Here is a 21382-nt window from a genome sequence, read left to right on the forward strand (position 1 = left end):
GCGACACTCACGCCGAACTGGGGAGTCGATGGCCCCGCGCTGAGCGGTCATGTTCGCCGCCGGGATCATTCGCCGAGCGGGGTCGGCCGGTAGTACCGGCCGTCGTGGTAGAGCAGGGGAGCGGCGGCGGCCTCCGCGTCGTCCTCGTCGTGCACGCGTGTGACCAGCCCGATGACCAGGGTGTGGTCGCCGATCGGGATGAGTTGGTGGACGGTGGTGCGCAACCAGATCGGGGTGCCGTGCAGTACCGGCTCGCCTGAGTCGAGGCGGTTCCACAGCGATTCGTCGCTGAACCGCTGATCGGCGCTGCGCGAGAAGCGCTGGGCCAGGTGCTGTTGGTGCTCGCCGAGCAGGTGGATCACCAGCGAGTCCGCGGCGTGCAGCGCCTTGATGCTCGAGGAGTTGTGCGCGATGTTGAACGAGACCAGCGGCGGGTCAAGGGAGATCGAGGCGAAGGAGGTGGCGGTGAAGCCCACCGGGCCGGCCTGGGAGTCGAGCGTGACGATGGTGACGCCTGCCGGGTAGCGGCGCATCGCCGCCCGGTACTGGTCGGCGGTGATGCCGACCGGGTCCTCGGGGATAGAGGCGGGGGCCAGATCGTCTTGTCGATGACTGTCGAGTGGTTGTGACAACGGATTCTCCGGATCTTCAGCTGCGCAGACGCACGCACCAACGGTGCGCGCCGACGAGTCGGATCAGCGCGGACACAGGCTCGCGGTGGTGCGGCACAGGTCGACGTGTCGCCGACTCCACACTCCGTCAGTCACGTGGCCTCCAGGGATCGGTTTCGCTCACTATAGGACCCGGGCTCAGTCGACGTCGATGGCCAGTCCGGCGGTGATGCGGAGCAGTTCGGCGAAGGTGGTGCGGAACATGGTCGCGGGATGGCCGGCGGCGGCCCACAGTTCGGGGTACTGCGCGAGCGTGGCGTCCACGTACGTGGGCAGGTTGGTCGGGTGCCCGACCGGCGCGACACCGCCGATCGGCTGGCCGGTCACCTGCCGGACGGTCTCGGCGGGCGCCCGGGTCAGCGTGCCATCGAGTCGCTTGCCGGTGTGCTCGGTGTCGACCCGGTGGGCGCCCGAGACCAGCAGCAGGATCGGGTCGTCGTCGAGCAGGAACACCAGCGATTTCGTGATCGCGCCGACCGGCACGCCCAGCGCGGCCGCGGCCGCCTCGGCGGTGTGCGTCGACTGGTCCTGGGTCACCACCACGCCGTGATGGCCGCGGGAGATCAAGATGCGCGCGACGTGGGCCGCGTTCGGGTGCAGGAGCCTGGCCATGCCCCACACTAGAACCGGTGCGTCGGCTCCGCACGGCACGCGGGGCGACGTGTCGTGGCGCTCACGCGGCGGTCGGGGCGCGGCGCGCGCGGCGAGCGGTGCAGCCGAGCACGAGCGCGATACCGATCAGGGCGTAGAGGGCGAGCGCGACGACGGGCTGGCCGACGCCGGTGCCCTGGAAGTAGACGATCGACCGCACGCCCTCGGTGCCTGCCCCTGGGGTGATCCACCGCCCGATGGCCGCGTAGAAGCCGGGCAGCACATTGGATCCGAAAGCGCCTCCCGCGCTCGGGTTTCCGAGCACGACGAAGATCAGGATCGCCAGCGGCACGGCCACGATCCCGACCGCAGCGCGCAGGCCCATCGTGAACACTCCGGTCGCGAGGACCACTCCCGCGCCGAGCAGGGAAAGCGGCAGCAGGTGGCCGGTGAAGGTGTCGAGCAGGTGTGTGGTGATGAGCGCGCCGAGGAACCCCGAGACCGCGGCGTACCCGGCCATGATCGCGATGTGCCCGCCCGCCTCCCGCAGGGTGCGGGGTGCCCCGATCAGCAGGCCGATGGCGGCGGCGAGCAGGTAGCCGCCGACCACCCAGCCGATCGAGAGATAGAAGCCGGACAGGCCGCGGTTGTCGTGCACGGCGACCGGCACCTCGTCGCGGACGACGAACGTGCGGTGCTCGGCGGCGCCTGCCTTGGTGAAGATGCCCTCGAGTGCCGTCGCCGCCGAGCTCCCCGCGCCGCTGGCGGTGACGAGGGTGTCGGTGCCGGTGGGGCTGACGACATAGGCGCCCATGATCTCGCGGTCCCGGATCAGGGTGCGCGCCTCGAAGGTGTTGGCGGCGAGCCGGGCGTCGACCGGGTGGCCGTCGATGCCGTTGAGGTCGTCGGCGACCTGCTGGTCGATGCCGTCGGGCAGCCCCGCCTCGGCGATCACCGCGATCGGGATGTCGCGCGGGGTGGGCTGGTGGAACGCGGCCACGTAGCTGGTGATGAAGCCGAGCTGGAGCAGCAACACGCCCAGGACCACCGCGACCAGGATCTGCCGCGGGCTGTAGCGGTCGGTCGGGCTGGTGGACCGGTGCGGTTCGGTGGTGGTCATGGCTTCCTTGCTGTCGCGGCGCGTTCTTTCCGACATTCTGAGTCTTGCCGATACTCTCGGTATTGAATACCGTAGGTATCGTGAACGCCATAGGTCAAGGGAGAGCTGCGTCACCAGAGGGTCCATCCCCCGCGAGCGGGAGGTACCCCCAGACCCGGCCCGGGCGCGATGTGGTGCGTCAACGGCTGATCGACGCGGCAGCCGAGGAGTTCGTCGAAAACGGTTTCGCCGCCGCGACCCTTGCCGACATCGCCCGTAGGGCCGGCTTCACCAAGGGTGCGGTGTACTCCAACTTCGAGTCCAAGCAGGACCTGTTCGCCGAGCTGTTCGCGCAGCGGTCCCTGGAGCTGGCCGGACGGGTGCTCGCCGAGATCGCCGGGCTCAGCGCCACCGACGCCGCCGGACGCGGCGGCGAGACGATCAGCTCCTGGCTGATCGCCGACCCGGGCTGGGCGCTGCTGGTGCTCGAGTTCGGGCTGCAGGCCGCCCGGGACCCGAAGATCGCGCAGGCATATCTGCGCGAGCGGCGGCACCTGCGCGCCCAGATCGAGGAGCTGATCTCGGAACGGGCACGGGAATGGGGGGTGGCCGAGCGGGTCGATGCCCGCAACATCGCGATCACGCTGATGGCGCTGATCTCCGGGCTGATGCTCGAACACGCCGTGGACCCCGAGCAGGTGGACGAGCGCGCGGTGCACACCGCGGTATCCGAGCTGTTCGCGAGCGCGCTGACGCGGTCCTGACGCTCGACATTCCGGTGCCAGACCCCAGTGAATGGAAAAGGAGCGCCGGGGTGGGCGATTTCCCACCCCTGTGGGGATCGTCGCCCTGCCGTTGCGCGAATAGGCTTGATAGCTGTTCAGGTCCTCTCGGAGTCGACCTCCGAAGTCCTCCGCAGCACCAATCGAACGGACACATCATGTCCATCAATCGCATTGCCGTCGCGGCACGGACCCCCGCTGTCGCCGCGCTGATCGGACTGTCCGCCCTCGGGTTCGCAGGCGCGGCCAACGCACACCCGGGCGAGCACCCGCAGCCTGTCGAACCACCGTCGGCCGTGGCAGGCCAATCCTGCTCGGAAGAGCTACGGGTCGGCGTCGACGCGAACACCGGCGGCGATCTCGTCTGCAGCACCAATCCCCACACAGGGGAGGGGATTTGGGGCGAGAAAGAGATCATTGGCGTCCACAACCACGGGGACGCGTGTGACCCGTCAGTCGACCGAATCACGCAGACACCCGACGGTCACGCGATGTTCTGCGGCGGCGGCCGCTGGGCCTATCACTAGCACTCAGTACCCGGATTCTGCGAAACCGCCCTCGGGGCCGAGCATCCGCTGGATCCGGCTCCGGTTGATCTTCGCCAGCTCGCCGAGCATGGTCTTGCGTTCGGTGTCCGGGGTGTTGCCCAGGCGATGGGTCAGGTCGCCGAGGAGTTCGGTCGCGTCGCGGCCCGCGGCGCACCACAGGTAGACGTGCCCGAAGCGCTCCTCGTAGCGGGCGGTCGCGTCGATCACAGCGGACATGGTGGCCTCGTCCGGCGCCCAGCATGCGCTCTGCTCCAGGCTCGAGGCCGTGGACTGGGCCCGGCGGGCGACCCCCGGATGGCACTCCAGGGCGCGGTCGATGTCCGCCTCGGACAGCTCGAACAGCTCGGTGTCCGCCGCGGTCAGCAATTCCGTGTGCGCGCGGTACGGCCTGCCCGCCGCCACCTGGCGAGCCCACGTCACCGAACAGCAGCACGCGAACAGCGCGTGCACGGCGCCGCGCTCGGGCAGGGCGTTGAACCGGTCGAGGCCGATCCCCTGATGCATCAACATGGCATCTCCGATCTCGCCCCGTCCCGGCTCAGTTGATTGTGCGCCCCAGTCTGGTCCCGGACCAGATCCTGCGGGCGGAGTTTGCGCAGCCTTAACGTGCGGCGCGGGGGATTGTTACTCTTGAGTAATGACCGAGCAGATCTGGAATGCCTTCACCGTCGAGCGCAAGGACCGCGTCGCGCAGGTGACCCTCATCGGTCCCGGCAAGGGCAACGCGCAGGGCCCCGACTTCTGGCGCGAGCTGCCGCTGATCTTCGCCGAGCTGGACGCCGACCCCGAGGTGCGGGCGGTGGTCCTCGCCGGATCCGGCAAGCACTTCTCCTTCGGCCTCGACCTCGCGGCGATGGCTCCGATGATGGCGCCGGTCCTCGGCGACAAGGCGCAGGCCGCGCCTCGGACCACCTTCCACGAGGAAATCAAGAAGATGCAGCGCTCGATCAACGCCGTGGCCAACTGCCGCAAGCCGGTCGTCGCGGCCATCCAGGGCTGGTGCATCGGCGGTGCCGTCGACCTCGTCAGTGCGGCGGACATCCGGTACGCGAGCGCCGACGCGAAGTTCAGCATTCGCGAGGTGAAGGTCGCCATCGTCGCCGACATGGGCACCCTCGCCCGGCTGCCCGCGATCATCGGTGACGGCCACGTGCGCGAGCTCGCGCTCACCGGCAAGGACATCGACGCGGCACGGGCCGAGAAGATCGGCCTGGTCAACGACGTGTACGAGGATGCCGACGCGGTCCTGGCCGCCGCGCACGCCACCGCGGCCGAGATCGCCGCGAACCCGCCGCTGGTGGTTCAGGGCATCAAGGACGTGCTCGACCACAGCCGCTCGGCCGGCGTCGACGACAGCCTGCGTTACGTCGCGGCCTGGAACGCGGCGTTCCTCGCGTCCGAGGACATCGGCGAGGCCATGGCAGCGGTCTTCCAGAAGCGCACCCCGGACTTCCAGGGCCGCTGACCCACCCCTCGCCCGCGCTTGCCTAGCGGCGTGCCCCCGTCACATACTTGCGGCCGGAAACTAGTTGAGTGACGCAAGTATTGGGGGCGCGGGTATGCGCGACGAGATCGAGCCATACGCCGACGAGATCGGCAATTACCTGGTGCGGCTGCAGCGGGTTCGGGACCGGACCATCGCGCACGCCAAGTCCACCGACGGAATCGACCCGGCCGCCTACGCATGCCTGTTTCGCCTGCTCAACGGCGGCCCGATGCGCTCGGGTGCGCTCGCGGAGTCGATGTATACCGACCCGTCGACCGTCAGTCGTCAGGTGGCGCAGCTCGTCGAGCGCGGGCACGTGCAGCGGCAGGCCGACCCGACCGACGGTCGCGCGAGCGTGCTCGCCGTCACCGAGTCCGGGCGGGCCGCGGCGGGGCGGATCCGCGCGCTGCGCAACGAGCGACTCGGGTTGATGCTCGGTGACTGGCCGGTCGAGGACCTGAAGGACTTTGCGCGGCTGATGGACCGGTTCGTGGGCGATTACGAGCGGATGCGGCCTCTGTTTTCTTCGGAGCGGAGCCTGCGGAGCGACCCTGTTTCGGAGCCGACGCCGGGGAGCGACCGGTGACCGACGCGACCGAACGCACTGCCCCCGCCCAGGCCGCAGGCTCGTTCACTCACCGGGAAATTCTGGTCATCATCAGCGGACTGATGCTGGGCATGTTCCTGGCCTCGCTCGATCAGACCATCGTCTCGACGGCGATCCGGACGATCGCCGACGACCTCGAGGGCTATTCGCTGCAGGCGTGGGTGACCACCGCGTACCTGATCACCGCGACGCTCTCCACCCCGCTGTACGGCAAGTTGTCCGACATGTACGGGCGCAAGCCGTTCTACATGGCCGCGATCGTCATCTTCGTGCTCGGCTCGCTGCTGTGCACCCTGGCTCAATCGATGTACGCGCTGGCCGCGTTCCGCGCCTTCCAGGGCCTCGGTGCGGGCGGGCTGATGTCGTTGGCATTCGCCATCCTCGGCGACATCGTCGGCCCGCGCGAGCGCGCCAAGTACCAGGGCTACTTCATCGCGGTCTTCGGCACGTCCAGCGTCCTGGGGCCGGTGCTAGGTGGCCTGTTGGCAGGCCAGGAGGCCATCCTCGGAATCGACGGCTGGCGTTGGGTGTTCCTGGTCAACGTGCCGGTCGGCGTGTTCGCGCTGGCGGTGGTCTCGAAGGTGCTGCAGCTGCCGAAGGTCCATCACCCCGGGGTGCGGATCGACTGGTGGGGCGCGCTTGTCCTGGCGATCGGCATCGTCCCGCTCCTGGTCGTCGCCGAGCAGGGCCGTGAATGGGGCTGGGGGAGTGTGCTTTCCGTTGCCTGCTACGTCATCGGGGTGCTCGGCGTGCTCGGGTTCATCCTTGTCGAACGCGGGATGCGCGACGCCGCCCTGATCCCGCTGCGAATGTTCCGCAACTCGACGTTCGCGATGGGCGTGGTCATCTCCGTCGTGGTCGGCGCCGCGATGTTCGGCGGCATCACCCTGCTGCCGCAGTACCTGCAGGTGGTCCGCGGGTCGAGCCCGATGCTGGCGGGGATGCAGATGCTGCCCATGGTGCTCGGGCTCATGGCGGGTTCGATGGTCTCGGGTAAGCGGATCTCCAAGACCGGCCACTACCGGGTGTACCCGCTGATCGGTGCCTCCCTGCTGACCCTCGGCATGTTCCTGCTGCATTTCGTTCACGCCGACTCGTCGCTGCCGTTGGTCATGGTGTTCATGGCGATCACCGGTCTCGGTCTGGGCAACCTGATGCAGCCGCTGACGTTGGCGATCCAGAACGCGTTGCCCCCGCAGGACATGGGCGTGTCGACGGCGGCGGCGACGTTCTTCCGGCAGATGGGTGGCACCCTCGGGGTCGCGGTGTTCCTGTCGATCCTGTTCGCGCAGCTGACCCCGAACATCGGCGACGAGCTGCGTTCCGCCGCAAAGGATCCGGCCTTCCAGCAGGCCGTCGCGGAGGGGTTGCACAGCTCGAATCCGGCCGACGTCGCACTGTCGACCGGGCTCGCGAACCATGACGTGACGTCGGCGGAACAGGTCCTGCAGGACAGCTCGATCATCCAGCAGCTGAGCCCGGCGCTGGCGCAGCCGTTCAAGGTCGGGTTCTCCGAGTCGTTGTCGACGGTGTTCCTGTCGGTGACCGGTGTTGCGCTGGCGGCGCTGGTGCTGGTCTTCTTCTGGAAGGAGGTCCCGCTGCGGATGGCAGGGGGGCTTGCGGCTTCGGCGGCGGCGCGGAAGGAAGACGGCGAGCAATAGGCTCGACAAGAAAAGTGTGGGATTCCGGTCGGTATCCGACCGGAATCCCACACTTTCAGCGGCTCTGGACGACTGCGACCGTCACCACGTGACGGCATATCCGGTGCCGACAGGTTCCGGGTTTCCATCCCCGGAGTCGTAGGTGCCGCCCTGGATGAGGTGGACCGTGATCCCGTCGTCTGCCCCGCCTGCCGTGGTGCCGGGAGCAAGGGCCGCCGGGCCGGCCGCGTCGAAAATGCCACTGGACCCAAGGAACTGGAAGGTCGATACGTTCACGCCGACGGCGACCGCGGCGCCTGATGTGTTGTCGAGCGTGTACGTGAAGGTCGTTCCGTCGCTTGTCACGTCCGCGGCGGATCCGCCGTCGTCACCCGAGTTCCAGGTGAACGGGGCTGCCGAGGCAAGTGCGGGCACACCGAGCATTGCCGCCCCGCCGATCGCGAGGACGGCGGCAGTACGCGTGAACTTTGTGTGAGTGGACATGGCAGATTCCTTTCAGGATCGGACAGTCCACTCGAAGAGGTTATGGGCCATCCGTTTTCGCTATTCCGCCGAGACGGAATGGTGGTTCGGACACTCGTAACTGTCGCCCGAACACGAAAGGGATTCCATCCCCACTGGGGAGGAAGACCCTCACACCGAGGGTGAATCCGCGGCCTTCACGCGAATGGACGCACCGCTCAGACCCGCCGCATCACCGAGACGACCCTGCCCAGCACGACGGCCTCGTCGCCGTCTATGACCTTGTAGGCGGGGTTGCGCGGTTCGAGATAGACGTGCCCGCCCCGGCGCCGGAACACCTTCACGGTCGCCTCGCCGTCGATCATCGCGGCGACGATCTGACCCGAATGCGCCTCGTGCTGCTGCCGCACCACCACGATGTCACCGTCGCAGATCGCGGCGTCGATCATCGACTCGCCGCGCACGCGCAGGCCGAACACGGTGCCGGACCCGACCAGCTCGCGCGGCAGCGTCAGCACGTCGTCGGTGTGCTCCTCGGCGAGAATCGGGCTGCCGGCGGCAATGTCGCCGACCACGGGCACGGCCACCGAGTCGCCCGACGCGGTGCCCGGTCCGGCCCCCCGCAGGAACGGGCGCACGTCGATCGGCCGGGTCACCGACGAGCTGCGTCGCAGGAACCCCTTCTCCTCCAACGCCTTCAGATGCTTCGACACCGACGACGTCGACTGGAGCCCGACCTCGTCCGCGATCTGCCGGGTACTCGGCGCGAACCCGTACTCGACGGCCCAGTCCCGGACGGTCGCGAGGATCCGCTGCTGGCGCTCGGGCAGGGCGGAGGCGTCGAGGCCCCCGAAGAAGTCGGTGTCGTCGTATCCGGTCACCCGGCGAATCGTAGTGACCGCGGGCGACAACGAGAAAAGTGTGGGATTTCGCCCGGATACCGGGCGAAATCCCACACTTTCGAGTGCGGCCGGGGGCCGCAGGAAGATCAGTGGCCGCCGTTGGCCTTGAGCCGCTCGACCGCCTCCGTGATGACCTTCTCGGCCTCGGCGCGGCCGACCCAGTCGGCGCCGGTGACGTGCTTGTTCGGCTCGAGGTCCTTGTAGTGCACGAAGAAGTGCTTGATCGCGTCCAGTTCGAACTGCGAGACGTCCGCGAGGTCCTGGATGTGGTCCCAGCGCGGGTCGCCTGCGACCACGCACAGCACCTTGTCGTCGCCGCCGGCCTCGTCGACCATCTTGAACATGCCGACCGGGCGGGCCTCGACGATCACGCCGGGGAACACCGACTCGGGCAGCAGCACCATCGCGTCCAGCGGATCGCCGTCCTCGCCGAGGGTGTTCTCGATGTAGCCGTAGTCGGCGGGGTAGCCGAAGGAGGTGTAGAGGTAGCGGTCCAGCTTGACCCGGCCGGTCTCGTGATCGACCTCGTACTTGTTGCGCTGACCCTTGGGGATCTCGATGGTGACGTCGAACTCCACGCCTCTTCCTCGCTTTGTCTCGGTGGATGGTGCGGGGTCAGGGTAACCGGTCCGCGATATTGTGGATGGACATAGACGGACCTGCAGCGCAGCGGTGGGCCGGAAACGCAATCGGAGGGGTGTTGGCAAAGCTCGGATCCAAGGACCGAAAGCTGGGGTCCTTGGCGGCGCGACGGCGCAAGCGGGTCCGGCTCCTCCTGTCCGCGGCGCTGGTCCTCGTGCTGGGCGCGGGCGCGGCGCTGTTCGTCGGCCAGCGCCTCGACGGCGACGCCTCCGCCGAGGCGGCCACCACCACCATGCCGGAGCCGCCGCCGACCCTGCCCGACCCTCAGGTCGCGCCGGTGCCCGCGGACGCCCCGATGCCGAATCCGGCCGCCCTCGCCGCCGCCCTCGGGCCCGCGCTGGCCGATCCCGGGCTCGGCAATTTCACCGGCGCCGTGTCCGACGCGGCGACCGGCACCGTGCTGTGGAGCCAGCGACCCGAGGTGCCGATGACCCCGGCCTCGACCACCAAGGTCCTCACCGCGACCGCGGCCCTGCTCGCCCTGCCCCCCGAGCATCGGGTCGCCACCCGGGTGGTGCAGGGCGCGGTGCCCGGCCAGATCGTGTTGATCGGTGGCGGCGATCCCACCCTCACCGCGCAGCCTGCAGGTCAACCGGGCTTCTATCCGGGTGCACCCCGACTCGAGGACCTGGCGACCCAGATCCGGGGTGCGGGCGCGCCGGTCGACAGCATCGTGGTGGACACCAGCGCGTACGCCGGACCGACCATGGCGCAGGGCTGGTTCCCCGCGGACATCGGCGCCGGTTACATCGCGCCCATCGAATCGTTGATGCTCGACGGCGGGCGGCTGAATCCGCTCGAGGACGAGTCCCCCCGCACCGGCACCGCCTCCCTGGACACGGGCCGCGCGCTGGCCGTCGCGCTCGGTGTCGACACCGCCAAGGTCACCCCCGGCATCGCCCCGCCAGGCGCGGCACCGCTTGCCTCGGTCGAGTCAGCCCCCCTGCGCGACCGGCTCGGTCAGATGATGGGTCACTCCGACAACGTGCTGGCCGAGGCCATCAGCCGGGAGGTCGCGATCGCGGCCGGGGCCGAACCCTCGTTCGCGGGCGCGACCACCGCGATCGGCCAGACCCTCGGATCGGCGGGCTTCGACCTCGCCGGGATGACGCTGCACGACGCCAGCGGGCTGTCCGTGGACAACCGGATCCCGGCGCGGCTGCTGGACCAGGCTCTCACCGATGCCGCTGGCGATGCCGAGCCCCGGCTGCGGCCGATGCTGGACTACCTCCCCGTGGCAGGCGCCACCGGCACGCTGTCGGACCGCTACGCCTCGGGCGATCGGCGTGGCGCCGGATGGGTCCGGGCCAAGACCGGGACGCTGTCCAACGCGAGCGCGCTCGTCGGCTACGTCACCGACACCGACAACCGGGTGCTGACCTTCGCGCTGATGTCCAACGACCGGCCGCCGGAGGTCAGCCGCCCGGCGCTGGACGCGATCGCGTCCACCCTGCGATCCTGCGGGTGCCTGTGAGCCGCGACGCGGCGAACTCACCACGATCCGGCGGATTCGCCGGGGTCGTCGACTGGGACCTGGCCTCCCGAACCGGGGTGCGGCTGACCAAGCCCGGCCCGAGCACCACGAGGTACTCCGCGGAGGCGGCGGTGGCCGAGCTGTCCGCGGCCTCGATCCGGGCCGAGGGGCCGGTCCGGGACGTCACCGGTCTGGCCGACGGGCTGCCCGTCCCGCAGGCACAGGTCGTGGACCGGGCCGGATGGGTCCGTGCGGCGGCCCGCTCGATGGCGAACCTGACCGGCGACGACGAGGTCACCGACCGCGGCCTGCTCGGCGGCATGCCTGCCGGGCTGCAGGCGGGGGCGATGCTCGCGTTCCTGTCGTCGGCGATCCTCGGCCAGTACGACCCGTTCACCGGGGAGCACGGCACCCTGTTGCTGGTGGCGCCCAACGTGGTGAGCGTCGAGCGGGCGCTGAAGGTGGTGCCGAGCGACTTCCGGATGTGGGTGTGCCTGCACGAGGTCACCCACCGGGTCCAGTTCTCCTCCTCACCCTGGCTGGCCGGCTACATGCGGGACAACGTCGCGACGATCGGCGAGGGCGGCGATCAATCCGTCACCGATCTGCTCGGCAGGCTCGCAGGCGTGCTTCGCCAACGCCGCGACGGCGACGCCGCACCGGAGGACCGCGGGGTGCTCGGCCTGCTGCGCGCCACCCAGACCGAATCCCAGCGGGCGGCCCTGGACCGGCTGCTGATGCTCGGCACCCTGTTGGAAGGGCACGCCGACCACGTGATGGACGCCGTCGGGCCCGCGGTCGTCCCGTCGGTCGTGGCGATCCGGCAGGCCTTCGACCGTCGTCGGGCGCGGCAGACGAACCCGCTGCAACGGCTGGTCCGCGCGCTGCTCGGGATGGACGCCAAGATGGCCCAGTACGTCCGCGGCAAGGCCTTCGTCGACGCCGTCGTCGGCCGGGTCGGGATGGCCGAGTTCAACGCGGTCTGGGCCGGGCCCGACGCCCTGCCCCTGCCCGGCGAGATCGAGGACCCCGAGAAGTGGATCGCCCGGGTTCTGGCGTGAGCCCGACGCGGCTGCCCGAGGGGCAGGCGTTGCTGGAGGTGCGGCACGCGGTCCGGCGCTGGGTCGCCGCGCACGGCACAGGCGCGGGCGTCGCGGTGGCGCTGTCCGGCGGGGCAGACTCGCTGGCGCTGACCGCGGCCGCCGTCGCGGAGGCCGGCCCGGTGCACGCGCTCGTAGTCGACCACCGGCTGCAGGACGGTTCGGCCGCGGTCGCCGAGCAGGCCGCGGCCCGCGCCCTGGCCCTCGGCTGCGCCTCGGCGCGGGTGCTGGCGGTGCGCGTCGACCGCGACGGCGGGTTGGAGGCGGCGGCGCGCCGGGCCCGGTACGACGCGCTCGGCGCCGCGAGGGCAGGCAGGCCGGTGCTGCTCGGACACACCCTCGACGATCAGGCGGAGACGGTGCTGCTCGGGCTGTCCCGGGGTTCGGGCCCGCGCTCGCTCGCCGGGATGCGCGTTTTCGACGAGCCCTGGGGCAGGCCGTTGCTCGCGGTGCGCCGCGGCGTCACCGCCAGGGCCTGCGAGGAACTGGAGCTCGACCCGTACCGGGACCCGCACAACCTCAGCCCCGAGTTCACCCGGGTGCGACTGCGCTCGGAGGCGCTGCCGCTGCTCGAACAGATCCTCGGCGGCGGCGTCGCGCAGGCGCTGGCCCGCACCGCCGACCAGTTGCGCGAGGACGGCGAGGTGCTCGACGCGATCGCTGTCCGGGTGCTGGCGGACGCCAGGTCGGGCGGGCCCGAAATCGCCGACACAGCGGGCGGGCCCGAAATCGCCGACACAGCGGGCGGGCCCGACGTCGCCGACGCGGCGGGCGGGCTGGACGTGGGCGAGCTCGTCGACATCCACCCGGCAGTTCGGCGCCGGGCACTGCGTGTCTGGCTGCTGGCGAACGGCGCGAGGGACCTGACCGACCGCCAGCTGCGGGCCGCGGACGACCTGATCGGGCGGTGGCGCGGACAGGGTGGCGTCGCGATCGGCGGCGGCGGTCCGGGAGCCAGGTTGGTGCTGTCGCGGCGGCATGGCAGGCTAACGCTCGGGCTGACAGCGATCGGCCCAGACCGGTGAATGAACAGCTCCGTCCATGACCAGGTCAGTCGAAATGAAGGGATTCGCGCCGTGTACGAAGGCGACATCGCATCGGTGTTGATCTCCGAGGAACAGATCCAGGACAAGATCGCCGAGTTGGCCGCGATCATCGCCGAGCGCTACCCGGTCGGCGCGCCAGAGGGCGACCTGCTGCTGGTCGGCGTCCTCAAGGGAGCGGTCTTCTTCATGACCGACCTCGCTCGGGCCCTGCCGATCCCCACCCAGATGGAGTTCATGGCGGTGAGCTCCTACGGCTCGTCGACCTCCTCGTCCGGTGTCGTGCGGATCCTCAAGGACCTGGACAAGGACATCGCAGGCAGGCACGTGCTGATCGTCGAGGACATCATCGACTCCGGTCTCACGCTGTCCTGGCTGATGCGTAACCTCCGCACCCGCAATCCGGCCTCGCTCGAGGTGGTCACCCTGCTCCGCAAGCCGGACGCCATCAAGGTGGACGTGGAGGTCGCGAACGTCGGCTTCGACATCCCGGACGAGTTCGTCGTCGGGTACGGCCTCGACTACGCCGAGCGGTACCGCGACCTGCCCTACATCGGAACCCTCGAACCCACGGTGTACGGCGGCTGACCAGCCATACTCGTGGCATGCCATCGGATCTGACCGCCGCCGCAATCGCCGCGCAGGTGCGCTCCGGCGCGCTGACACCCCGTGACGCCGTCCAGTCGGCCCTGACCCGGATCGCCGAGCGGGATCCGCGGCTGGGCGCGTTCGTCACGGTCCGCGCCGAGCAGGCACTGGCCGAGGCCGACGCGGTCGGCGCGCGGCCCGACCTCGCGACGCTGCCGCTCGCGGGCGTGCCGATCGCGATCAAGGACAACGTGCCGGTGGCGGGCCACCCACTGGGCAACGGCTCGAAGGCGAGCCCCCGCGAACCCTCGACCGCCGATCATCCCGTGGTCGCGCGGCTGCGTGCGGCGGGGGCGGTCGTGGTCGGTCTCACCTCGGTGCCGGAGCTGTGTCTGTGGGGAACCACCGACACCCCGGACATCGTCACGCGCAACCCATGGAACCCCGGCCGGACCACCGGCGGGTCCTCCGGCGGCTCGGCTGCCGCGGTCGCGGCTGGCATGGTCCCGGCGGCGCACGGCGCGGACGGGATGGGCTCGATCCGGATCCCGGCCGCCGGCTGCGGGCTCGTCGGACTCAAACCGGGCCTCGGTGTGGTGCCCGCCGAATTGGGGTCGGACTCCTGGTTCGGCATGGCGGAGAACGGCCCGCTCGCGACGACGGTCGAGGACGCGGCGCTGATGCTGTCGGTGATGGCGGACCGACCCGAGTTGGCGGTCGTCGCCGATCCCGGTCCGCTGCGGATCGCGGTGGCAACCGGCTCACCGCTGCCCCTGGTCCGGGTCGATCCGCACTGGCGGGCAGGCGCGGAGGGCTCGGCGGCGGTGCTCGGCGGCGCTGGTCACCACCTCGCGACGGCGCGGCTGCCGTATCCGGCGAACCCGCTGGGGATACTGGCGCGCTGGACCGCGGGCGCCGCCACCGACGCGGCAGGTCTCGATCCGGCGCTGCTGCAGCCGCGGACCCGCAGGCATGCGGCCGTCGGCCGCGCGATGGCCCGATTCGTCGACCCCGCGCAGGCGCAACGGGTGGACGCGGCGTTGCGCCGGTTCTTCGTCGGCTTCGACGTGGTGATCACCCCCACGCTGGCCCGGTCACCGATCGAGGCGCTGCGCTGGAGCGAGAAGTCCTGGCTCTCCAACATCGTGGCGAACATCCGCTACGCGCCCTTCCCGTCGCTGTGGAATCTGGTCGGCTGGCCAGCGGCGAGCGTGCCGGTGGGGATCCACCCGGAGTCGGGCACCCCGCTGGGCGTGCAGATCGCGGCGCCGCCAGGCGGTGAGGCGCTGATCCTGTCGGTGGCGGCGCAGCTTGAGCAATTGCGGCCGTGGACGCGGGTCGCGTCGGTGTGATCTGGACGCGGGTCGCGTCGGTGTGACGGTTCAGGCCGTCCTGGTCGCAGGCTCGTGCGAGACGACCCGTTCGAGCGCGCGCAGGTCCTTCTCCAGCAACCGGAACAGCCAGTACACGAGGATGAACGCGGCGATGGCCCCGACGCACAGCACCCGGACCGCCACGATCACGGAGGTGATCTCGTCGGCGGACAGGAAGGTCACCCCGGCCACGCCGATCAGCGGCACCGAGGCGGCCAGCGCCAGGTAGCGGACGCTGCGCCTGCTCAGTCCGCGCAGCTTGCGGGCGTCGTCGCTGCTCGTGATTCCCTGCGGCAGCATCATCGGATAGATGCAGCGCACCAGGAAGAAGGTCACCAGGAAGAACGGGTACGCGACCGCGATCGCCCCGCACACGATGAGTGAGCCGAAGAAGTGGATGATGGCGCCCGCCGGGAGATGGCCCACGGCGACCTGCAAGGAGATCGGATAGGTGACGGCGGCCAGCAGCCATATCCCGAAGATGATGAGGACGGCCCGGTCGGCCAGCAGCAGCGTGTCGGAGCGCGCTTTCGTCAGGGTCTGCTTGTCGTAAGTCCGGCCCTTGCGCAGCCCGCGCGGCATCCGCATCGGATATCGGCAGAAGTAGACCACCGCGACAATGCCGATCGGGTACAAGATGCCGTTCATCACCGTCTGGACCTGCTCGAACTTCTCCTGTGCCTCCGCCGACAAGGCGCTGATGATCAGCGTCTTGTTGTGGTGGTAGTTGTAGATGCCAGCCAGTACGTTCGGGACAAGCATGGCGAGCACGGTGATCGGTATCACGTAGCGCCGTAGCCGCATCCGCCAGCTCCGGGGGTCCGGATCGACCAGGTCGCGGGCACGGGGGTCCAGGCACAACTCGAACTGCTGGGCCAGCTCGGCGCCTGTCGACCACCGGTTGGGCGGCTCGGGTGCCAGGCAGGTCAGCAACACCCGCTTCAGTGCGGCCGGGCAGTCGGGTGGCAGCATGGCCTGGCTCTCCTGGTCGACGCCGCGCGCACGTACCGCCAGCATCCGTTCCAGCGAACTCTGCGACTGGCCTCCCGTTGGCCCGTCGTCGAAGGGGCGCGAGCCGGTGAGCAACTCCCACAACATCACCCCGAGCCCGAAGATGTCGCTGCGGGTGTCGAGGTCGCTCGCCGTGCCAGGCAGGCCCGGATGGCAGGCCGCGAGCTGTTCCGGCGACATGTAGGCCAGCGACCCACCGAAGTAGGCCACCGGACTCGCGCCTGCCACGTGGTCGCTGAAGCTGATGTTGAAGTCGGCCAGCTTCGGCACCCCCTCGGCGGTGAGCAGCACGTTCGCGGGCTTGATGTCGCGGTGCAGCACGCCGTGCTTGCCCGCGTAGTCGAGCGCCTCCGCCAGACGACGGCCCAGCCAGGCGACGGTCTCCGGCCAGCTCAGCGGCGCGATCTCGGCCCGCACGCTTGAGTCGCTCGGGCGGATCTCCCCTTTGCTTTCGAGCGACTCGTCGATCACGTCGAGGAGCAGTTGTCCGCTGCGGTCCGCGGGCGCCGTCGCCTGGACTCGCCGCAGCACCCCGAGCAGGGTGCCGCCGGGGACGTATTGCATGTAGAGCAGTTTCAGCTGGCGATCTGCCAGCACTCGCTGGTCGAACACCCGGACGATGTAGTCGTGATCGAGCTGGGCGAGCGTCTGCGGTTCGGTGCCGTGATCGTGCGACATTTTCACCGCGACCAGTCGCTCCATCGAGCGCTGCCGGGCGAGGAAGACCCGCGCGAACGCGCCCCGCCCGAGACCCATCAGCAGATCGAAGTCGTCCACCCGCTGCCCGACGTCGATGTCCTCGAGCGACTCCTGCGCGACGGGCTTTGCGATCAGCGTGTCCTGGTCGTCGCGCGGGCTCGGCGGTTGCTCGATCACCTGGGACTCTTCCGGGAAGTCGCGAGAGTAGTCGCTCGCCTCGACGGTCAGGCCGCTCTCGCGTCGCAGACGGAACTCCTCGTGGATCAGCTTGGGCGGCAACGGCGCGGACTTGAGCTCCGGGAACTCCTCGCGGTAGGCGGCCAGCCGCTTGGGCTTGTCGAACTCCAGCCACCGGTACCGCAGGTCGACCTCGATCAGTTCGATCAACGACTCGCGGCGCTGGTCCCCGGGCTCGGGGAGGTAGTCCGCGAGATTCGGGGGAGTGCCGGTCGCCTCCCATCGGGCCGCGAAACGGGCGACCGGTGGCTGCGCCGCGACCGTGGAGTCCGGCGACGACGGCGCCGCGACCGTGGAGTCCGGCGACGACGCCGCCGCGACCGTGGAGTCCGGCGACGACGCCGCGACCGTCGAGTCCGGTGTGGGTCGAATGGTCCGTTTCATAACGAAAACCTCGGAATGTCTCGTGCGTTGTGCAGCGCTCGATGTGGTGCAGGAGACGCCTCTCAGCCTAGCGCCATGAGGGTTGGGTCGCGGATCGTCAAGGTGGGACCGGACCCGTCCGACACCACGCGTTCGAGGGCGCGCAGGTCCTGCTCGAGCTGCCGGAACATCCAGTAGGCCGCGATGAACGCGACGATCGCTCCCAGGCAGAGCACCCGGATCGGCACGACCACCGACTCCAGTTCGGCGGCGGGCAGGAAGGTCGCCCCGGCGATCCCCACCAACGGCACGGAGGCGGCGACGGCCAGGTAGCGGGTGCTGCGCCGCTCCAGCCCGCGCAGCCGCCTGGCGTCGTCGGCGCTGATCAGCTCGCGCGGCAGCAGCACCGGGTACAGACAGCGCACGGCGTAGAAGGTGACCAGGAAGAACGGGTAGGCCACCGCGATGGCGCCGCACACCACCGTCGAGGCGAGGAAGTGCACGTACGACCCCCGCGGGATCGCCCCCGCGGCGACGCGCAGCGCGATCAGGTTCACGGCGGTCGCGATCCACCAGCCGGCGAAGAACAGGACCACGACGCGGTCGCCGAGCAGCAGGGTGTCGGTGCGGGCCCGCGCCAGGGTCACCGCGTCGAAGGTGCGGCCGCGCAGCAGCGCCAGCGGCACCAGGATCGGGCGGCGGCACAGGTGGGCGAGCAGCACCGCCATCAGCGGGAAGGCGATCACGGTGATGATCAGCTGGATCTGCCCGAAATGCTGTTGCGCCGCAGGGGACAGCTTGCCGACGATCAGCGTGCGGTTGTGGGTGTAGTTGTAGAGGCCTCCCAGCGCGTTCGGTACCAGGATCCCGGCCACGAGGATCGGTGCCGCCCACCGCCGCAGCCGCAGCCGCCAGCTGCCCGGCGGCGGGTCGACCAGGTCGCGGGCGTGCGGATCCAGGCACAGCTCGAACTGCCGCGCCAGATCCGCGCCGGTCGGCCAGCGGTCTCGCGGGTCGGGTTCCAGGCAGGTCAGCAGCGCGCGGCGCAGGGTGGCCGGGCAGTCGGGCGGCAGTTCGGCCTCGACCTGCGGGTCGACCCGGTGCCTGCGCAGGTCGAGCATGGTGCCGAGCGAGGCGTCCGACTCGTCGGCGTCGATCGCGTCGCGGAACGGGCGCCTGCCGGTCAGCAGTTCCCACAGCATGACGCCGAGGGCGAAGAGGTCGCTGCGGGTGTCGAGGTCGGCGGCGGTCGCCGCCATCTGCGGATGCCGGGCAGCCAATTGCTCCGGCGACATGTACGCCAGCGAACCGCCGAAGTACGAGACCGGACTGACGCCTGCGACGCGGTCGCTGAAGCTGATGTTGAAATCGGTGAGCTTGGGGACGCCCTCCGCGGTGAGCAATACGTTCGCGGGCTTGATGTCGCGGTGGATCACCCCGTGCCTGCGGGCGTGGTCGAGCGCCTCCGCGAGGCGTCGGCCCAGCCAGGCGATGGTCTCCGGCCAGGTGAGGGCGGCAACCTCGGCCCGGACGCTGGAGTCGGTTGGCCGGATCTCGCCCTTGGCCTCGAGCGCCTCGTCGATCGCGTCCAGCAGCACCTGTCCACCGCGCGGCTCCCGCGGGGACCCGCGGATTCGGCGCAACACCGCCAGCAGCGTGCCGCCGGGGACGTACTGCATGTACAGCAGTCTCACCCCGAGGCCCTCGAGCTGACGCTGGTCGAAGACCCGGACGATGTAGTCGTGGTCGAGTTGCGCCATCGTCTGCGGTTCGGAGCCGTGGTCGTGCGAGATCTTCACCGCGACCAGTCGGTGCATCGAGCGTTGCCTGGCGAGGAAGACCCGCGCGAACGCGCCCCGGCCGAGCGCCATGAGCAGGTCGAAGTCGTCGATGCGCTGGCCGACATCGATGTCGCCCATGGCCCCGCGCGAACCGGGTGGCGACGTGCGCTCGTCGTCCATTCGCTCCGGGGACAGGGTGCGCGCGACGGTCTCGCGCGCCGGGACCGCCGCGACCGTCGCCTCGGGCGTCGACCGAACGGTCGGGTCCATCAGCGGCTGACCGCCTTCTGATAGCGGTGGATCGCCAGCGGTACGAACACCACCAGGATCCCGGCGATCCAGGCGAGGGAGGCCGCCACCGGGTTCTGCAGGGGCCAGACGTCCGGTACCTCGAGCGCGGGATTGGTGTTGCCGAACAGTTCCCGGACCGCCTGGGTCACCGCGGAGACGGGGTTCCACTCGGCGATGACCCGGAGCACCGTGGGCAGATTCTCCGAGGGTACGAAGGTGTTCGCGATGAACGACAGCGGGAAGATCACCATGAAGCTGGCGTTGCTGTACACCTCCGGCGTGCGGATCCACAGCCCCACCACGGCCATCACCCAGGACAGGGCGTAGGCGAACAGCAGCAGCAGCAGGTACGCGGTCGCGGCCTCGAGCAGGGAGGTGTGGATCCGCCAGCCGACCGCCAGGCCGGCCAGCGTCATCACCACCAGGCTCACGACGTTGATCAGCACGTCGCTGGTGGTGCGCCCGACGAGCACCGCGGACTGGGCCATCGGCAGCGACCGGAACCGGTCGATGAACCCCTTCTGGATGTCCTCGGCGAGCCCGAGCCCGGTCCAGGTGGCGCCGAAGATGACCGACTGGGCGAAAATGCCCGCGATCAGGAACTCCCGGTACGACATCCCCGGCACCTCGATGGAGCTGCCGAAGACATAGGCGAACAGTAGGACGAACATGATCGGCGACAGGGTCGTGAAGATCAGCAGGTCCGGCACCCGCCTGATCTTGATGACGTTGCGTTTGGCGATCGTCGCGCCGTCGCGGACCACCATCTCCAGCCCGTTCACGACGCACTCTCCTTCCGGTGGGCGCCGCCGACCCGGACGGCACCCTCGGCGCCGTTCCCGGTCGACTCCGCCTCGTGGCCGGTCAGCGCGAGGAACACGTCGTCGAGCGATGGCCTGCGCAACGCGACGTCGGTGACGGTCACGTTCCGTCGCGACAGGCTGCCAAGCGCCTCGACGAGGGCGCTGGAACCGTCGGCGACCGGAACGGTGATCCGGCGGGCGTGCTGGTCGACAAGGAGGTCACCGTCGGACAGCGGGGCCAGCGCCGCCCTGGCGTCGTCGAGGCTGGCACCCGGGTCGAGGGCCAGCTCGATCCGTTCCCCGCCCACCTGGTCTTTGAGCTGATCCGAGGTTCCTCGCGCGATCACCCTGCCGTGGTCGACGACGGCGATGTTGTCGGCCAGCCGGTCGGCCTCGTCCATGTACTGGCTGGTGAGCAGCAGTGTGGTGCCCCCCGCGACGAGTTCCTCGATGACATCCCACAGCCCGAGCCGTGCCCGGGGATCGAGGCCGGTCGTCGGCTCGTCGAGGAACAGCACCGGCGGGTTCGCGACCAGCGCCCCTGCGAGGTCGAGGCGGCGCCGCATGCCGCCGGAGTACCCCCTGACCGGCCGGTCGCCTGCCTCCACGAGGTCGAACTGCTCCAGCAGCTCGCGGGCCCGGTCCCTGCTGAACTTGGTGCCGAGGTGATAGAGCCGGCCGACCATCTCGAGGTTCTCGAAGCCGGTCAGGTACTCGTCCACCGCGGCGTACTGTCCGGACGCGCCGATCTGCGCGCGCAGCGCCTTGGCGTCGGCGACCACGTCGAGGCCGTTGACGGTGGCATGCCCGGCGTCGGGTTCGAGAAGCGTCGTGAACACACGCACCGCCGTCGTCTTCCCTGCGCCGTTGGGACCGAGCAGCGCGAGGACGGTGGCCTCGGGTACGGCGAGGTCGAGTCCGTCGAGGGCCACGACCTTTCCGTACCGCTTGACCAGCCCCTCGGCCACGATTGCGTCAGCCATGCCTACCTCCGCGTTTACGTGGACGGTTTCGGGCGTGCCCTGCAACGATCGCACTCCGATCGGGCGGCAGCAAGCAAATTCGTCGCATCCCGTGGTGTCCTCAGCCCACCGCAGGGTGGCCTTTCCGCACCCCAAGGGTGTCTGTCAGCGGGCGCCACGAGGACGGACGATTGGAATACCAACCA

The 21382-nt window shown here is 69.9% G+C and carries 22 protein-coding genes; 10 read left to right on the forward strand and 12 right to left on the reverse strand.

What is annotated here, in order from left to right:
• Positions 1-65 precede the first annotated feature (65 nt).
• The 4 genes from ACFXMV_RS04590 to ACFXMV_RS04605 form a co-directional block, all read right to left on the reverse strand.
• On the reverse strand, positions 66-533 hold the full coding sequence (locus ACFXMV_RS04590) for a flavin reductase family protein (RefSeq protein WP_378501973.1): 468 nt from the start codon (positions 531-533) through the stop codon (positions 66-68).
• Between the two features lie 162 nt (positions 534-695).
• A complete protein-coding gene (locus ACFXMV_RS04595) occupies positions 696-767 on the reverse strand; it encodes a putative leader peptide (RefSeq protein WP_378501974.1) in 72 nt (23 codons plus the stop codon).
• A 42-nt stretch (positions 768-809) separates the two neighbouring features.
• Positions 810-1283: a YbaK/EbsC family protein gene (locus tag ACFXMV_RS04600; RefSeq protein WP_378503232.1), complete on the reverse strand. Its 474-nt coding sequence runs from the start codon at positions 1281-1283 to the stop codon at positions 810-812.
• 61 nt (positions 1284-1344) lie between these two features.
• Positions 1345-2382, reverse strand: a complete 1038-nt coding sequence (locus tag ACFXMV_RS04605; protein ID WP_378501530.1) for a hypothetical protein — start codon at positions 2380-2382, stop codon at positions 1345-1347.
• A gap of 173 nt (positions 2383-2555) precedes the next feature.
• On the opposite strand from ACFXMV_RS04605, the gene ACFXMV_RS04610 reads away from it, so the two are divergent.
• A complete protein-coding gene (locus ACFXMV_RS04610) occupies positions 2556-3125 on the forward strand; it encodes a TetR/AcrR family transcriptional regulator (protein ID WP_378503231.1) in 570 nt (189 codons plus the stop codon).
• Between the two features lie 176 nt (positions 3126-3301).
• The gene (locus ACFXMV_RS04615; protein ID WP_378501532.1) at positions 3302-3670 is read left to right on the forward strand and encodes a hypothetical protein; all 369 of its coding nucleotides are present in this window, start codon (positions 3302-3304) and stop codon (positions 3668-3670) included.
• Positions 3671-3673: 3 nt separating this feature from the next.
• Here the strand turns inward: ACFXMV_RS04615 and ACFXMV_RS04620 are convergent, their stop codons facing one another.
• Positions 3674-4201 carry a 2-oxo-4-hydroxy-4-carboxy-5-ureidoimidazoline decarboxylase gene (locus ACFXMV_RS04620; protein WP_378501533.1) on the reverse strand — a complete coding sequence of 176 codons (528 nt, stop codon included), beginning with the start codon at positions 4199-4201 and terminating at the stop codon, positions 3674-3676.
• Between the two features lie 127 nt (positions 4202-4328).
• Between ACFXMV_RS04620 and ACFXMV_RS04625 the strand changes: the two genes are divergently transcribed.
• The 3 genes from ACFXMV_RS04625 (at position 4329) to ACFXMV_RS04635 (ending at position 7445) form a co-directional block, all read left to right on the forward strand.
• Positions 4329-5156: a crotonase/enoyl-CoA hydratase family protein gene (locus ACFXMV_RS04625; RefSeq protein ID WP_378501534.1), complete on the forward strand. Its 828-nt coding sequence runs from the start codon at positions 4329-4331 to the stop codon at positions 5154-5156.
• Positions 5157-5250: 94 nt separating this feature from the next.
• Positions 5251-5763 carry a MarR family winged helix-turn-helix transcriptional regulator gene (locus tag ACFXMV_RS04630; RefSeq protein ID WP_378503230.1) on the forward strand — a complete coding sequence of 171 codons (513 nt, stop codon included), beginning with the start codon at positions 5251-5253 and terminating at the stop codon, positions 5761-5763.
• Positions 5760-7445: an MDR family MFS transporter gene (locus ACFXMV_RS04635; protein ID WP_378503229.1), complete on the forward strand. Its 1686-nt coding sequence runs from the start codon at positions 5760-5762 to the stop codon at positions 7443-7445. Before ACFXMV_RS04630 ends, ACFXMV_RS04635 begins: the two co-directional genes overlap by 4 nt.
• An 81-nt stretch (positions 7446-7526) precedes the next feature.
• On the opposite strand, the gene ACFXMV_RS04640 is transcribed toward ACFXMV_RS04635, so the two are convergent.
• The 3 genes from ACFXMV_RS04640 to ACFXMV_RS04650 form a co-directional block, all read right to left on the reverse strand.
• Entirely contained in the window at positions 7527-7928 is a 402-nt protein-coding gene (locus tag ACFXMV_RS04640; RefSeq protein WP_378502444.1) for a hypothetical protein, read from the reverse strand.
• 197 nt (positions 7929-8125) lie between these two features.
• On the reverse strand, positions 8126-8788 hold the full coding sequence (gene lexA / locus ACFXMV_RS04645; protein ID WP_378502443.1) for a transcriptional repressor LexA: 663 nt from the start codon (positions 8786-8788) through the stop codon (positions 8126-8128).
• Positions 8789-8895: 107 nt separating this feature from the next.
• Positions 8896-9387, reverse strand: coding sequence for an inorganic diphosphatase (locus ACFXMV_RS04650; protein ID WP_378500492.1), 492 nt, complete (start codon positions 9385-9387; stop codon positions 8896-8898).
• A gap of 152 nt (positions 9388-9539) precedes the next feature.
• Between ACFXMV_RS04650 and dacB the strand changes: the two genes are divergently transcribed.
• The 5 genes from dacB to ACFXMV_RS04675 are packed head-to-tail and all read left to right on the forward strand — an operon-like array spanning position 9540 to position 15008.
• On the forward strand, positions 9540-10925 hold the full coding sequence (dacB, locus tag ACFXMV_RS04655) for a D-alanyl-D-alanine carboxypeptidase/D-alanyl-D-alanine-endopeptidase (protein WP_378503257.1): 1386 nt from the start codon (positions 9540-9542) through the stop codon (positions 10923-10925).
• A complete protein-coding gene (locus ACFXMV_RS04660; RefSeq protein WP_378500496.1) occupies positions 10910-11986 on the forward strand; it encodes a zinc-dependent metalloprotease in 1077 nt (358 codons plus the stop codon). Before dacB ends, ACFXMV_RS04660 begins: the two co-directional genes overlap by 16 nt.
• A complete protein-coding gene (tilS, locus tag ACFXMV_RS04665; RefSeq protein WP_378500493.1) occupies positions 11983-13050 on the forward strand; it encodes a tRNA lysidine(34) synthetase TilS in 1068 nt (355 codons plus the stop codon). Before ACFXMV_RS04660 ends, tilS begins: the two co-directional genes overlap by 4 nt.
• Positions 13051-13101: 51 nt before the next feature.
• Positions 13102-13656, forward strand: a complete 555-nt coding sequence (gene hpt / locus ACFXMV_RS04670; RefSeq protein ID WP_378409413.1) for a hypoxanthine phosphoribosyltransferase — start codon at positions 13102-13104, stop codon at positions 13654-13656.
• 17 nt (positions 13657-13673) lie between these two features.
• Positions 13674-15008, forward strand: a complete 1335-nt coding sequence (locus ACFXMV_RS04675; RefSeq protein ID WP_378500494.1) for an amidase — start codon at positions 13674-13676, stop codon at positions 15006-15008.
• Positions 15009-15038: 30 nt separating this feature from the next.
• On the opposite strand, the gene ACFXMV_RS04680 is transcribed toward ACFXMV_RS04675, so the two are convergent.
• The 4 genes from ACFXMV_RS04680 to ACFXMV_RS04695 form a co-directional block, all read right to left on the reverse strand.
• Positions 15039-17360 (reverse strand): serine/threonine-protein kinase, encoded by a 2322-nt coding sequence (locus ACFXMV_RS04680; RefSeq protein WP_378503228.1) that lies wholly within the window; start codon positions 17358-17360, stop codon positions 15039-15041.
• A 62-nt stretch (positions 17361-17422) separates the two neighbouring features.
• Positions 17423-19390, reverse strand: a complete 1968-nt coding sequence (locus tag ACFXMV_RS04685; protein ID WP_378499213.1) for a serine/threonine-protein kinase — start codon at positions 19388-19390, stop codon at positions 17423-17425.
• On the reverse strand, positions 19390-20178 hold the full coding sequence (locus tag ACFXMV_RS04690; RefSeq protein ID WP_378499216.1) for an ABC transporter permease: 789 nt from the start codon (positions 20176-20178) through the stop codon (positions 19390-19392). Before ACFXMV_RS04690 ends, ACFXMV_RS04685 begins: the two co-directional genes overlap by 1 nt.
• Positions 20179-20189: 11 nt before the next feature.
• Positions 20190-21197 (reverse strand): ATP-binding cassette domain-containing protein, encoded by a 1008-nt coding sequence (locus ACFXMV_RS04695; protein WP_378499212.1) that lies wholly within the window; start codon positions 21195-21197, stop codon positions 20190-20192.
• Positions 21198-21382 lie beyond the last annotated feature (185 nt).

Origin of the sequence: Rhodococcus sp. NPDC059179 (assembly GCF_042754885.1) — a bacterium.
In the GTDB taxonomy this organism is placed as follows: domain Bacteria; phylum Actinomycetota; class Actinomycetes; order Mycobacteriales; family Mycobacteriaceae; genus Rhodococcus_G.